The 14,967-nt window shown below is 34.4% G+C and carries 13 protein-coding genes; 9 read left to right on the top strand and 4 right to left on the bottom strand.

Features of this window, described 5'->3' with window-relative positions; genetic code table 11:
* Nucleotides 1-105: 105 nt before the first annotated feature.
* The 3 genes from RTW14_RS17620 to RTW14_RS17610 are packed head-to-tail and all read right to left on the bottom strand — an operon-like array spanning nucleotide 106 to nucleotide 2,606.
* The gene (locus RTW14_RS17620) at nucleotides 106-1,026 is read right to left on the bottom strand and encodes a sensor histidine kinase (RefSeq protein ID WP_312653921.1); all 921 of its coding nucleotides are present in this window, start codon (nucleotides 1,024-1,026) and stop codon (nucleotides 106-108) included.
* On the bottom strand, nucleotides 1,026-1,712 hold the full coding sequence (locus RTW14_RS17615; protein WP_312653919.1) for a response regulator transcription factor: 687 nt from the start codon (nucleotides 1,710-1,712) through the stop codon (nucleotides 1,026-1,028). Before RTW14_RS17615 ends, RTW14_RS17620 begins: the two co-directional genes overlap by 1 nt.
* A gap of 27 nt (nucleotides 1,713-1,739) precedes the next feature.
* Nucleotides 1,740-2,606, bottom strand: coding sequence for a LysR family transcriptional regulator (locus RTW14_RS17610; RefSeq protein ID WP_312653916.1), 867 nt, complete (start codon nucleotides 2,604-2,606; stop codon nucleotides 1,740-1,742).
* A gap of 121 nt (nucleotides 2,607-2,727) precedes the next feature.
* On the opposite strand from RTW14_RS17610, the gene RTW14_RS17605 reads away from it, so the two are divergent.
* The 6 genes from RTW14_RS17605 (at nucleotide 2,728) to RTW14_RS17580 (ending at nucleotide 8,810) form a co-directional block, all read left to right on the top strand.
* On the top strand, nucleotides 2,728-3,624 hold the full coding sequence (locus RTW14_RS17605) for a DMT family transporter (protein ID WP_312653914.1): 897 nt from the start codon (nucleotides 2,728-2,730) through the stop codon (nucleotides 3,622-3,624).
* Nucleotides 3,617-3,865 (top strand): hypothetical protein, encoded by a 249-nt coding sequence (locus RTW14_RS17600; RefSeq protein WP_312653912.1) that lies wholly within the window; start codon nucleotides 3,617-3,619, stop codon nucleotides 3,863-3,865. Before RTW14_RS17605 ends, RTW14_RS17600 begins: the two co-directional genes overlap by 8 nt.
* A gap of 41 nt (nucleotides 3,866-3,906) precedes the next feature.
* Nucleotides 3,907-4,872: a lysine exporter LysO family protein gene (locus RTW14_RS17595; protein ID WP_312653910.1), complete on the top strand. Its 966-nt coding sequence runs from the start codon at nucleotides 3,907-3,909 to the stop codon at nucleotides 4,870-4,872.
* A gap of 138 nt (nucleotides 4,873-5,010) precedes the next feature.
* Nucleotides 5,011-6,585: a hypothetical protein gene (locus RTW14_RS17590; RefSeq protein ID WP_312653908.1), complete on the top strand. Its 1,575-nt coding sequence runs from the start codon at nucleotides 5,011-5,013 to the stop codon at nucleotides 6,583-6,585.
* 16 nt (nucleotides 6,586-6,601) lie between these two features.
* On the top strand, nucleotides 6,602-8,041 hold the full coding sequence (locus RTW14_RS17585; protein ID WP_312653906.1) for a glycosyl hydrolase family 18 protein: 1,440 nt from the start codon (nucleotides 6,602-6,604) through the stop codon (nucleotides 8,039-8,041).
* A gap of 22 nt (nucleotides 8,042-8,063) precedes the next feature.
* Entirely contained in the window at nucleotides 8,064-8,810 is a 747-nt protein-coding gene (locus RTW14_RS17580; protein ID WP_312653904.1) for a hypothetical protein, read from the top strand.
* A gap of 19 nt (nucleotides 8,811-8,829) precedes the next feature.
* Here the strand turns inward: RTW14_RS17580 and RTW14_RS17575 are convergent, their stop codons facing one another.
* Nucleotides 8,830-9,636: an AAA family ATPase gene (locus RTW14_RS17575; RefSeq protein ID WP_312653902.1), complete on the bottom strand. Its 807-nt coding sequence runs from the start codon at nucleotides 9,634-9,636 to the stop codon at nucleotides 8,830-8,832.
* Between the two features lie 191 nt (nucleotides 9,637-9,827).
* On the opposite strand from RTW14_RS17575, the gene recQ reads away from it, so the two are divergent.
* From recQ to RTW14_RS17560, 3 genes are read left to right on the top strand one after another with little or no spacing between them, the layout of a single operon-like run.
* The gene (gene recQ, locus RTW14_RS17570) at nucleotides 9,828-11,654 is read left to right on the top strand and encodes a DNA helicase RecQ (protein ID WP_312653900.1); all 1,827 of its coding nucleotides are present in this window, start codon (nucleotides 9,828-9,830) and stop codon (nucleotides 11,652-11,654) included.
* Between the two features lie 42 nt (nucleotides 11,655-11,696).
* Nucleotides 11,697-13,556 carry an ATP-dependent nuclease gene (locus RTW14_RS17565; protein WP_312653898.1) on the top strand — a complete coding sequence of 620 codons (1,860 nt, stop codon included), beginning with the start codon at nucleotides 11,697-11,699 and terminating at the stop codon, nucleotides 13,554-13,556.
* A gap of 24 nt (nucleotides 13,557-13,580) precedes the next feature.
* Nucleotides 13,581-14,921: a CCA tRNA nucleotidyltransferase gene (locus RTW14_RS17560; protein WP_312653896.1), complete on the top strand. Its 1,341-nt coding sequence runs from the start codon at nucleotides 13,581-13,583 to the stop codon at nucleotides 14,919-14,921.
* Nucleotides 14,922-14,967: the final 46 nt, after the last annotated feature.

The raw sequence follows: 14,967 nt of genomic DNA, 5'->3' as shown, positions 1-14,967 counted from the left end.
AATTTCCTCCAAAACAAAAATCTGTATCATAGTTTTCCATGATACAGACAGTATAGCAACACAATCTTTCCACATTCTTTCTTAAATCTAACAGTTTTGAAAGATTTACCTTTTTTCCGTTGGCAGAAAAATTGAAAAAGTAGAGCCTTGACCAGGCTTTGAGGATACTTTAATGTAACCTCCAGCAGAAAAAATAATTTCTCGGGCTAAAAACAGACCAACTCCAACACCTTCCTCATGGCTGACTGTTGGGGAACGATAAAAACGTGAGAATATTTTGCTCTGTTCTTCTTCTGCAATGCCAATTCCTTCATCTGAAATATCAATACGACAAAACAACTCATAGGGCAAAGCTTTAATTCTTATCATGCTTTTGACAGGAGAATACTTTACTGCATTATCAAGGATATTGTATAGTGCCTCAGTTGTCCATTTTATATCAAGGTATGCAGTGATATCTGTTTGTTCCACTTGAAGAGAGATTTCTTTGGCCTCTAATTTTGGTTTTATTTCAGCTATGGCAGCACAAAACAGTTTTTGAACCGATTGCTTTTTTGGATTGACGGTGATGATACCCGTTTCTAAACGCGAAATTTTCACAAGCGCTCCAATCAAAAAATTTAACTTTTCTGCTTGATAGGATAAGGCGTTCACGCAGACTGAGCAGTTTTCAGGAAGTTCAACCTCATTTAAAAGTTGTGAATAAAGCAAAATGTTGGCAATGGGCGTTTTGGTTTGATGTGATATATCAGAAATCAGACTTTTTATTTTATTCTTTTCTTCCGTCAGGTTTTTAGAGGACACGATGCAGCATGACAAATATTGCGACATTTTTGTTTCCAAAGCAGATAATGTGGACTCGTCAAAAACGCGCTCACTGAAATCACCCTTTATAGCACTGTCCAGCATGATATGTAGATTATTCATTAGATGGTGCATTTTTCTTTGATATAGAAGAATTGTTATCGTTGTAGCGCCAATTGCGACAACAGCCACAATAACACAAATCAAATCTAACTTGTTCATCATTTTACCACCCATGTGTAGCCAATACCGTATACGGTTTTGATATATTGGGGAGAGGATGGAGTGTCCTCCAGTTTGTCACGTAATCGCTTGATGGTAACCGAAAGTGCATTTTCATCCACATACTCAGCACCATCAGTCCAGATTAAGTCAATTAGCTGGGCTCGAGTAACCGTATTCCCTCGGTTCTCAATTAAAATACGAAGCAGCTTTTGTTCTGTTTTACTGAGCTCTATAGGAATGTCGTATTTAAGAAACTCCATTTTGTTAAAAGAGAACAAAAAACCGTCAAATTTTATCATATCTGAAGCGGTGGAATGGACGTTCCTTAAACGGGCGTTTACTCTTGCCCGTAGAATCATTAAGCTGAATGGCTTTGTAATATAATCATCAGCTCCAAATTCCAAACCTGTAACCACGTCTGTTTCCATATCATTGGCAGTTAAAATAATAACCGGAACAGCGGATGATTTTCGAAGCTCTTTGAGAAAATCTAGCCCGTTTCCATCAGGCAGATTGATGTCCAGAATAATTAAATCAAAATGGACAGATTCGACATTTTGCTTCGCGGAACATAAACTTTTTACTTGCACAAAAGTAATTTCACTGTCTTTCAGTGCAAGCGATATGCCATTGCTTAATGAAATATCATCTTCAATAATCAATATCTTTTTAATAACGGCCACCTCCTATGTATTCGTTTCATTTTTGACTTATTCGCAATACTTCTCTACTAATAAGTCAAGAAAGCATTTACCTGTTCTTGAAATTCGGTTTAAATCATTGAGAATTATGGAAACTTCTCTAGTGGAATCTAATTCCAGTTCAATAACATCAATGTTATACTGGAATTTTTCTGCCAAAGTTTTATTTACCACTACTAGGCCTAAATCCTTTTCCGCTAATGTGACAGAAGCCAAAAGATCCGGAGCCTCTAAAACTTTCTTTAAGTTTAGTCCCTTTTTTATAAGCATTTCTTCTAAAAGACAGAATTCTTCATTTCCTTTTGACCAGATAAAATTTAATGGTGCCAATTGGTCAATAGTAAACTTTTGATTTGCCCCATCACGTTTAGCACCGATTAAGCAAAGCTCTTCATCCATCAGTTTGACACCCATTAATTCTGAAATAACAGGAGAGTAAGCAATGCCAAAATCTATATCTTGGCTTTTTACCATATTTTGAATTTCTTTGCTATTTCCAGTAGTTAATTCATATTTTACATTGGGGTATTTCTCCCTAAACTCTGACATGATATCAGAAATCCATGTATATGCAACGGAATTAATTAGTCCAATTTTTATGATACCTCGATCAATACTATTAATAGAGACCGCCCTTTCATTTAAAATGTCATAGCTATCACATACCTCCTTAATAAAAGGTAATAATTCAATGCCTTCATTTGTTATTTTAATCCCTGATTTATTTCTAAATAAAAGAGTGGTGTTAAGTTCTTCTTCCAAACTATTTAACATCTGGCTTATGGCAGACTGAGTATATCCCAGGCATTTGCCAGCCTTTGTAAAACTGTTTAATTCAACCACCTTAAGAAAAGCCTTATATTTTGTATAACCCATTTTATTTACCTCACATTAGGAATTCTTATGACATACATTAAAAAGATTCGTTTTACTTATTTATATCTTGATAATATACTAATAGTAAATATAATGCAACATCATTTAGGAAGGGGATATAATGAGTAAGCAACTGAAAGCAGATTTTATGCTGTCGATTGTAGTTTTATCATGGGGGTTTTCATTTCTACTGACAGATATCAGTACACAATCTCTGGCTCCATTCAATTTGAATGCTGTTCGGTTCCTAGTTGCTTTTTTTGTTGCGATAATATTTACTTTTCCTAAGCTTAGAAATATTTCTAAGGAAACGCTAAAATGGAGTGTATTGCTGGGATGTATTCTTGCGGTTATGTATGCATGCATGAATATAGGGGTAAAAAATACTACTTTATCAAATAGCGGTTTTCTTTGTCAGCTGACAGTAATTGTAACGCCAATATTATCAGGCATTGTAAACAAAAAATCACCAGACAAAAAGGTTTTCTTTGTTGCAATTATGAGTTTGATAGGAATAGCATTGCTTACTCTTAATGATGGTTTTACACTAAATCGTGAAAATCTCAAAGGAGATATCTTTTGTTTGATTTGTGGTATTGTTTATGCGGTTCATCTAGTAACAACCGAGAAAGCCTTATCCCATGAGAATACTAATGCATTCCAAATTGGTGTGTTACAGTTAGGCACTACAGGTGTCATTAGTTTGTTTTTTTCTCTTATTACAGAGAATCCACATTTGCCTTATACTCCAAAAGTATGGATTTCAACTCTATTCCTAGCAATCTTCTGTACAGGGCTGGCCTTTCTTATTCAAACTTTGGCACAGCAATACACCAGCGCATCACATGTAGGTGTAATATTTTCACTAGAGCCTGTTATAGCTGGTTTTGTTGCATATTATTTTGCTGGCGACATACTGACGGTAAGAGCATATTTTGGAGCTTTCCTGATGGCCCTTAGTATATTTATTATGGAAATAGACTTTAGTTTTTTAAGGAGGAAAATAAGTAATGGATGACATTATGGATGTAAAGTGCAAGAGAAATGAACTTTTACAGAAGGCAATGGATAATCAATCATTTATGCAGGTTTTCTACGGAGACATTGAAGGGGATGAAGATGAAATTATATTAAAAAACAAGCTGATTCTTCTGAATAAAGCGATTGATGATTTTCAGTCGGATGTTTGTGGTTGCGGTCAGGGGATAAGAATTCAATCCATGAAAAGTCTGATTAAAGAAATTGAACGTTATATATAAAGAATGAACGGAAACAAAAAAATTTTAAGGAGAGTGTTTTTATGACTTTAATGCCATTTATTTGTTTAGGAGCGGGATTGCTGGTTAGTATAAAACAGCTGCCGGGAAGGGTTTTACAAGCTGTAGACTGGATTATTAATATTGCATTAATTGTGTTAATGCTTACCATTGGCATGAACATAGGGATTAATGATTCGGTTATGCTGAATTTACCAGTGATTGGACTAAATTGTGTAGTGATATCGTTAAGTGCTATTCTATTTAGTATTATATTTGTAGTCCTTGTAGAAAAAACCTTGCTGCCACTTTCAGCATTGCAGGAAAAACTTTATATTGAAAAAATAGACGTTAATAAAGAAGTGGATATCAGCCAGGAAGAGGAAAAGAAAACTTCTCCGCTGGTTTGGATTATGCCAGTCAGCATTATAGCTGGCGTCATTATTGGATATTTTTTATTACAAGAGAGTTTTTCAACCTATTTAGACTATAGCTTATATGGTTCGCTGATTCTTTTATACACAGGTGTAGGTATTAGTCTTGGAACCAATAGAAAAGTATTTGGATACATAAAAATTCTTGGATTTAAAGTTGTGTACATATCATTGGCTATATTTGCAGGAAGCGTAATAGGAGGAGCGTTAGCAGGGCTTATACTGGGGCTGCCTTTACACATATCCATACTTTCTGCAGGAGGAATGAGCTATTATAGTATAACAGGTGCATACATGACGCAGACTTATGGAATCGAGGTAGGAACGTATGGTTTTATGGTAAATGTAATGCGTGAATTTTTCACAGTCATACTTCTGCCGATTTTAATTAAGATCAGCAAGGGGAGTCCAATTGCAGGCGGGGCAGCAGGAAACATGGATACTATGCTGGTACCGGTAACAAAATTTGTAGGAGCAGAATTGGGATTAGTAGCATTGATAACTGGTGTTATCTTGACTTTCTTTGTTCCTTTTGAATTGCCGATTTTATCGAATATATTAAATAGTATAATTTAGCATATTTAAGCAGGCGAAGGCCTGCTTTTCTACGTTTTTGTTACATTTTGGGAAATAGGTTGATAAATATACATTATAATTATAAAATAGATAAAAGTATTGTACGAAAGTGTATTTGAAAAGATACAGGGGGATTTAATGAAAAAGAGAGTTTTGGGACTTTTTTTGCTTATTGTAGTAATCGCTATTTTGGGAGCTTGTGGGGATAATAAGGCAACTGAAAATACAGCAAATGAGAAAATTATTTCTGCTCAAGCAGATAAACTGGTAAAAGACAAGCTGATATCAACGTATAAAGAAATGGGCATTAACATAGAACAGTATGAAATTAGTAAAGTTAAGCTTGTAAACCAGGTTCCATATAGTGAGGGTGGCACCTTTGATTTTTATGAGATTAACCTTCGGTTAAAACCTAAAAATACTCAGCAGTTAGATGAAATTGAAAAAAGAGATCAAATAAAATTTACCCGTGATAAAGAGGGGTGGATAGTAAAAAATCCTGGAATTGGTGATATCTATATATCTGCATACGATGATGGAAAAAAGTTATATGAATTCCTATGGCTTATAGAAAAACAACTCCCAAGAACGAAAGAGGGAAAATTGGATTTTAATGCATATATTGAATACCGTTATGAGCAGATAAAACCTATGAAAGTTGAAGATGAATATACGTTGACTTTAAATAGTAATAAAATCAGTATTGGTCAAAATGATAAAGGCAAATTTCCAGTTGGTGAGGCTAAAGCAATCAAAGCAGATTCTGGAGATTTTATGAGCGGATTCACAAGTTGCAAGAAGTTGTGGAAAGCAGAAGAAATCTGCGCAGAGACCTATTGTTATTTTGAAAAACATTATGAACCTGTTTTAAGAATGGTAACGGTGGATCCCAAGGTAGAAACCAGCAGAGGTATAAGTGTAGGCAAATCAGAAGAAGAGCTATTTAATGCTTATGGTGTGGATAATCTGGTTTTTTCAAGTAAATCTTTTGGTGGAGAATGGTTTAACAGTTTTGCAGAGGAACAAAAGGTATTAAAAGGAAATGAAGATTGGACTTGTTTTGGATTTACTGGGAAAGATGATACGCAGAATTACATAGCCTTTTACATGGATGAAGGAAAAGTAGCAGCCATAGAAATGGGTACAGGTTTTGATTATAAGCCTTTTGTAAAGGAAGAAATTAAATATCCTTTGGAGGTAGAGCCTCTTATAAATGATCATATAGATGAACCCAATGTTATGAAATATGATGTGGTAATCCCTAAAGTTAAAACTTCAGTGAATGGTAGTGACAATTTTAATGCGCTTATTCAATTGGATTTCCAAAATATAATTGAGTATTCACAGAATAAAAAATATGAGCCAAGTACTGCGGGATTTTCCTACCCATGGGTTAATATCAATTATAGTGTAAGTAATTTAGGAAAAGTGGCCGTATTGAATGTTTTTACGACTTATTCTTCTGCTTTAGGTTCTGGAAGTGAAAGTTATGTTAATTCTTACTACTATGATACTACTTGTGGAGCAAGGCTGTCGGAGGAGGCAGCACTATATAGGCTAGGTTGCTCAAGAGAAAGTATAGTAGAATATTTTAAATCAAAATATCCAGATATTGTGAAGGATTTTATAAATCAAGAAGATTTAGCTAATAGTATAGTCTTTTATTTTCATGAGACTGGTGAGCCAAGATTTATTATAAACGGGTACGCTTGAAAGGGGAAAAGAAAAAATGGTCAGATTAATGAAAACTAAAGTAATCGCTCTAATTTTAGTAATGATGATGGTAATGGGGGTACCGGTTTTAGGCTTTGCAGAAGAAAAAAATGTAGCGGATGATTTTAAAATTGTTGGTTATTATTCAGGAGACTTGTTTAATGAACCTGTAGAAAAATTGCAGACGAACAAGATGACTCATATTATGTATGCATTCCTTATACCTAACGAGGACGGAACGGTTAAGCCGCTTAATAAGCCAGAACAGCTTGCAGCAGTAGTTTCAAAAGCACATACAGATGGATGTAAGGTGTATATTGCACTAGGCGGATGGTCTTATGAGGGAAAACCGCTTGTAGGGACTTTTGAAAAAGTAGCCGCTGATAGCAGCCTAAGGGCAAAGCTTATTGAAAGTGTGGTAAATTTCACAGTACAAAACAGCTTAGATGGTGTTGAAATCGATTGGGAGCATCCTAATGCTGCCACAATCGGAAATTATGAAAAATTTGTAGTGGAATTATCTAAAGCATTACAAAATAAAGAGAAAAAATTGACGGCTGCAGTTAATGGTGCATGGTCCACTACAGCAGGACCTGAGGTCTCAATGCTGATGACAGACAAATGTCTGAATTCTTTTGAGTTCATAAATGTGATGGGGTATGACATGAATAATGCTGAGCACAGTCCTTTATGGTTCGGAACAACTTCAATTAACTATTGGCTTAATCGAGGTGTCGCACCAGAGAAAATAGTACTGGGAATGCCTCTTTATGCAAGACCCAGCTGGCTGCAATACCGGCATTTGGTAGAACAGAATGTTAACAATGCTTATGTAGATTATGCAGCCACAAGTCCTAACGCCTCTTATTACAACGGACTAAATACACTGAGAGAAAAAACATCTATAGCTCTTAAGAAGGCTGGTGGTGTTATGTTTTTTGATGTTAACGAAGATGTAGATTGGCGTGATGCTGAGCTGGGAAAATACAGTGCAGTTTCAGAGGTTTATAAAACTGTGGAAAATGCACAAGACTTAACTCGAGTAGAACTGCAGAATTATGTTACGGTGGTTCTAAACAATCAGAGCTTTCAGTTTAGTAAAAAGCTTGGACTAGGGGTACCTTTTTTAGATAAAAACCATAGAAGCATGGTGCCCATGAGAAAGTTACTTGAAGCTATTGGAGCAGAGATTACATGGGATAATGCTTCTAAAACGGTTACTGCTGTTAAAAATTATCCTGCTACAAATGAATATCCAGCAGGAAAAAACGTTACAGTTAAAGTAGCTATAGGGGATAGTTTTATAACAGTCAACGGAAAACGTGTAGACATGGATACTGAGGCTGTTATGAAGGAAGGAAGAACTTATTTGCCGGCAAGGGCAGTACTTGAAGCATTTGATTATGGGTTATCATGGAGTGATGCCAGCAGTACTGTTTATATAAAATCTAAGTAAAAAAAGAAAGAAGGGGTAATTGATGAAGAAAAGGATTTTAATAGTTGCACTAACATTTGTTTTAGGGTGTTCCCTGCTTGCATGTGGGAACAAGGGGGGCGATTCTGATGGAAATGTTGAAAAAACACAAGAACAGACAGAAAATGTAAATAGCCATGCAGAACCGTCAGTTTATGATCTTGCAATTTCAAAGGATTTAGAGATTGATGAAAGTATAAATAATTATTTTGACGGGGATGCAGTAAAAGCAATTAAAAAGATGGAACCAATGCTTATGTCCGCAGCAAGATCTGCTAGAAAGGATATGGGCACGGTTATTCTATCAGGAAATGATAATGTGGAGTCTCAGTGGTACATAGTTCAGGGTTTGATAGCAGCTTATGGGGGCGATGCCACAAATACAACAGAAAATTATGTTATCATGAATCTCGATATGGTGGCAAAATATTTCAATTCATGTTTTGCAGATTTTAAACTGCCGGTTCCCGATTTGCCGCAAGGTTTTTCAACTACCTTTGATAGTGAAACAAGTGACTATAAAGTTCCATGTTTAGATGTACCTGAAACTTATTTTACAGTGAAGGGCATTACTTTAAGCAAGGCAAACAGTTCGACTGATCCTACCATGTCGGCGACCATAGCTGTAGAATTAAGTGATCCAGCTACAGAAGGAAATCCTGTTTATGGAACAGCAGAAGTTGAAGTCGTAAAGAATCCAGATTCCATATATGGATATAGTATTCAGAGCTTGACCTATACTGAAAAATAGAAATACGATTTTAAAGATCTTATTTAATAAATTGAGATGTATTCTTTTGAAAGAAATCATAATAAAACCTTACATTTTCAAGTTCACTCCAATGGCAGACTTTGAAATCTTTTGTATCTAAATTGTAAATCTTGGCATTTAAAGTACCAAGAAGAAATGGTGAATGGGTGGCAATAATAAACTGACAAGAGAGATATTTTGACCACTCATTTATTTTTTCTGCTAAAAGTACCTGGTTTTGAGGAGAAAGAGACATTTCTGGTTCATCTAATAAATATAGGGAATCGGAATAGATACTATCTTCTAAGACCTGTAGCGTTGCCTCTCCATTTGAGTACTTTTCAAGAGAAAAACGAATCTCATCAAGGCGCTTTTCGCATTCCCAAGAATTCTCGTATTGTTCTCGTTTCTCTTCAGACATACCTTCTAAAGTTTTTTGATACAGATGACCTTGCTTCAAAACTGCATCCTGTTGTATTTTTTTTACTTCATACATGATATCTTCACTTTTTATATATCTACTCTGAGGGGAAAGCATTTTAATACTTCTACCAAATTCATTGTCTGCATACGTAAAATCACACTCATTTATAAATCGGTTAAAATAAATTAATTTGCCTCTTATAATTTCAGCACCTTTCATTTGTAATTTGTTAGCCATAACATTTAAAAGGGTAGATTTACCTGATGCATTGTTCCCGTATAAAATGGTGATAGAATCAAAATTAAGGTATCCGCAGTCTTTATGTTCGAATACATTGTAGGGATAAGCATTGGTGTTGGGTATTTTATGGTTAGAAATATTAAATCCGTTTATATAAATCATTTTGCCACCTATTCATCGTAAATTTACATTTAGAACAAATGTTCTAACAGGAGTATAATATATTTGAAGAAAAATAGCAATGAAAAAATTAGTAAGGTAAAACGGCATTAGGATGCAAAATTATGGTATAATGTCCACAGAATTGTTAGAAAGTGAACATTAGAAATTGGGGATAGGATTTTAGGATAATTATGACAAAGCATGAGGTATTAAAAAAATATTTTGGATATAGTAGTTTTAGAGAAGGTCAGGAAGAACTGATTGATAGTATTTTAATGGGCAAAGACACGGTAGGGGTTATGCCTACAGGTGCTGGCAAATCTATTTGCTATCAAGTTCCAGGCGTAATGTTAGAGGGTATTACATTGGTAATATCTCCACTTATTTCCCTTATGAAAGACCAGGTAGGGACATTGAATCAAGTGGGAATAAGGGCCGCGTATTTAAATAGCTCACTAACTCAGGGACAGTTTAGAAAAGCCTTGCAGTTAGCGAAAGAAGGCACTTATAAAATTGTGTATGTAGCCCCTGAAAGACTTGAATCAGAAGAATTTTTAGATTTTGCATTACATATAAAAGTATCTATGCTATGTATTGATGAAGCACACTGCATATCCCAGTGGGGACAGGACTTTAGACCTAGCTATTTGAAAATACTTAATTTTATTGAAAAGTTACCGGAAAAACCTGTAATCAGTGCATTTACAGCAACGGCTACCAAGACTGTCAGAGAAGATATTATACGTATTTTAAAGTTAGAAAATTATACACTTTTAGTTACTGGATTTGACCGAAGCAATTTATATTTTGCAGTTAAAAAGCCAAAAGATAAATTTGGATTTGTTGAAAAATATGTAGAAGATAATTGTGAAAAGAGTGGAGTTATTTATTGTGCCACCAGGAAAAATGTTGAAGAGGTGTGCTATAAGCTGCAATCTGTGGGATTACCGGTGACAAGGTATCATGCGGGACTATCTGACCAAGAGCGGAAGCAGAATCAGGATGATTTTATTTATGACAGGAAACCTATTATTGTAGCTACAAATGCTTTTGGTATGGGTATCGATAAGTCTAATGTTAGATATGTCATTCACTACAATATGCCCAAAAATATTGAAAGTTATTATCAAGAAGCAGGACGTGCAGGAAGAGACGGTGAGAACGCAGAGTGTATTTTGCTTTATGGAGGGCAAGATGTTATAACAAATCAGTTTTTTATTGAGAATAATAGAGATAATAGTGAACTGGATCAGGAAACTATGGAACTTGTAAAGCAGCAAGACAGGCAGAGGCTGAAGAAGATGACTTTTTATTGTGCCACAAATGAATGCCTTCGTGAATATATATTAAATTACTTTGGAGAGGGCAGTGGTAATTATTGTGGTAATTGTTCCAACTGTGATACCGAATTTGAAGAAGCCGATGTAACTGAAATTGCAGAGGCTATAATTGGATGTATACAAGAATGTGGAAGAGCTTATGGAATGAATACTATGGCTCAGGCATTGCATGGAAGTAATATTGACATTGTAAGGCGGTACAAACTGAATGAAAATAGTTACTATGGATTACTGGGAAAGGTTTCTATTGCACGTATAAGGCAAGTTATGAACTACTTGGTGCTTGAAAATATACTCTGTTTATCAGACAGTGAATATCCGGTTGTTCAATTGAATAGTGAGCAGGATTTTATACCCCCTGTGATTATGAGAATTGCAAAAGAGACTGATCGAACAAATATGTCAGAGACAAAAGTGGTTAAGAAAAAATTAAAGTCGGGAGAGCCAGAATATGATTTTGAATTGTTTGAACTTCTTAGAGGACTAAGACTTGAAATCTCTAAGGAAATCGGCTTACCACCTTATATCATATTTGCAGATAAAACATTAAAAAACATGGCAAGAACCTTACCTGAAACAAAAGAAGATATGCTGGAAGTTTCAGGGGTAGGAGAAGTCAAGTTTGGACGTTATGGACAGAAGTTTTTGGAACTTATAGTTGAATACAAACATAAATAATAGAAAGTTACATTTATAAGATAGAATAAAGGGGCTTAGATTATGAAATTTGAGGCTATAGCTATTCGAAATTTTAAATCCGTTAGAGAACTGAACATTGAAAAATTGGAAAATGCCAGTATTCTTATAGGGAAGAACAGCACGGGTAAAACCGTGATTCTTGATGCGATTCTAGCTGTATGCCAGATGTATAAAATTTGTATACAGAATTTTAATGAGCAGGAGAATAACATAGAAATTGACGTAAGGCTTTCCATTGAGGAGGAAGATTTGCGTTTACTTCACAAACAGGGCAAAGTAAGCAAATATAAAAGATGGGAACTTTGGAGTACAGACTTTTTAAGTAAACTCCCTTCTTGTATAGATGGCATTTTGTCTTTTACTTTTATTGCAAATAAACAGGGTGGCTTTCGATATTATGATGGCTTTAAAAAGGATAATAAGTATATAGTACAGGCACTGCCAAAGCTGTATTACATAGATCACACCAGAAATCTTGAAGAAATACAGGCAGATATTTTGATGACACGAAGCCATGAGGCAGCACTTAGTGAACTTAGAGCCAATAAGTGCATTTTTGATGAGACCAAAAATTGTAATGAATGTTTTCAATGCATAGGCGTTATAGAAAAAAAGAAAATAAGTCAGCTTAGTGTATTTGAAACAGCAAAACTTTTGGAATATAAGCTGATGAATCTTGACATGGATAATTTTATGGAAAGGTTGAATTATCATTTTAATAAAAATAGTGGATTGCCGCATTCATTAATTTATCAGTTTAATTTTGATGTTGATGCATTATTTAGGATGAATGTAATGATGTATCAAAAGCAGAATGATGAAATAGAATGGACAAAAAATATGAGTGAGGGCATGAAGAGCATTTATATTTTCTCACTGTTAGAGGCTTATTTAGAAACCAAGGAAAAACTGCCATGCATTATATTAATAGAGGATCCAGAAATGTTTTTGCACCCGCAGTTACAAAAGGTAGCAAGTGAGATTTTATATAGGTTATCCCTTAAGAACCAGGTAATTTTTTCTACCCATTCACCTAATATGATTTTCAATTTTAATTCCCATCAAATAAAACAGGTCAAATTAGATCAAGAGGGATATACTGTTTTACGTGAACAAAATGATATAAGCAGGATTTTAGATGACTTAGGATATAGTGCAAATGATTTGATGAATGTAAGTTTTGTGTTTATAGTAGAGGGAAAGCAGGATAGAAACCGATTGCCATTACTGTTAAATAAGTATTACTCAGAGATTTATGATGATGCAGGAAAACTGCATAGAATTTCTATTATTACGACAAACAGCTGCACAAATATTAAAACATATGCTAACCTTAAATATATCAATCAGTTATATTTAAAGGATCAATTTGTAATGATACGGGATGGTGATGGGAAAGATAAGAAAGAGCTTCAGGAACAATTGTGTAACTATTATAGATTACGAGAAGCTGAAGATGTGGGAAACCTGCCTAAAGTGTTACCAAGAAATGTTCTGGTTTTAAAGTATTATTCCTTTGAAAACTATTTCCTTGATCCTGTAGTTATGGCCCAGATTGGGGTAGTACCAAGTGAGGAGAAGTTTTATGATATTTTGTTTGAAAAGTATGAGGAATACTTATATAGATTGACCAGTTTTAAAAATCTATATGAAAAAACAGGTTTGGAAATTAAAAGCAAGCAAGATATAAAGGACAATATGGAACTTATACGGATTTATGGTAGAGGACATAATTTGTTTGATATTTTCTATGGAAGATATAAAGACGATAAAGAAAATGAAATTTTGAAAAAATATATAGAAGCTGCGCCAAAGGAAAATTTTCAGGACATTTTAGAATCGATTAATCACTTTATATATTTTAGTAATCGAAAAATATAATTAGAATTTATTATAGGAGGAATTGTGATTATAAATATACCAGTTGATGTGGAAAAAATTATAAATAGGCTAGAAGAAAGAGGCTTTGAGGCATATGCTGTAGGCGGGTGTATTCGTGATAGCCTTATGGACAGTAAACCCAATGATTGGGATATTTGTACATCAGCGCAGCCTGAGCAGGTTATAAACTGTTTTGAAGATTATCATGTGATTGAAACAGGAGTGAAACATGGCACTGTAACGGTAAGGTTAAACGGCCAATCTTACGAAATCACCACATATCGAATTGATGGAGAGTATTTAGATAATAGGAGACCAGAAAATGTACAATTTGTAAATTCAATACAAGAGGATTTAGCGAGAAGAGATTTTACAATGAATGCAATGGCATATAATTCAGGCAAAGGCCTGGTCGATTATTACAAGGGTTGTAACGATTTAAAAGATGGTATCATTCGATGTGTAGGAAAAGCGGATGAACGATTTAAAGAAGATGCTCTCAGAATAATCAGGGCCCTTCGGTTTGCTTCGGTTTTTGGATTTACAATTGAAAAAGAAACCTCTGAAAGTATACACCATAATAAAAATCTTATAAAGAATATTGCAAAAGAGAGGATAAATGTAGAACTATGTAAACTGCTTTCTGGAAAAGGAGTAAAAGAAATTCTAAAAAATTATAGTGATATTTTATCTGTTATGATACCTGAAATCAAACCTATGATTGGATTTCAGCAAAATAATCCACATCATAAGTATGATGTCTGGGAGCATACAATTGCTGCTGTAGAAAATTCTGTAAGTGAGCCAATTATAAGGTTAGCCGTACTTTTACATGACATAGGAAAGCCAGAATGTTATACCTGCGATGGAAGAGGTATTGGGCATTTTTACAGTCACGGTGAATTTGGGGCAAAGATAGCAGAAAAAATCTTAAGGGATCTTAAATTTGATAATCAGACCATAAGTGATGTCTGCCAGTTAATAAAATATCATGATGCAGATATTAGTGAAAACAGTAAGTTTATTAAAAAATGGCTGAACAAAATTGGGATAGTACAATTTGAGCGGTTATTGCTGGTTAAACAGGCAGATGTTATGGGACAGTCTGATTATCTCAAAGAAAAAAAACTAAAAACACTTGCAAATATACAAAGCACTATGAGCAAGATTTTAGAAGAGAAGCAATGTTTTACTTTAAAACAATTAGCTGTAAATGGAAATGATTTAATCAAAATAGGTATCCATGATGGGAAAATAATTGGAGAAATATTAAACTGGCTTTTAGAGCAAGTCATGGAAAACCAACTAGAAAATAAAAAAGATACTTTGATTATTGCAGCAAAAAAGATAATTATCGAATTATGACTGGAAAAATTTATATAAATATTCAATTATGACTGGAAAAATGTTA

The sequence above is a fragment of the Aminipila sp. genome (genome assembly GCF_032051575.1).
GTDB lineage: Bacteria > Bacillota > Clostridia > Peptostreptococcales > Anaerovoracaceae > Aminipila.
The sequence above is the reverse complement of the archived record's forward strand: the minus strand, read 5'-3'. Positions and strand labels throughout refer to the sequence as shown.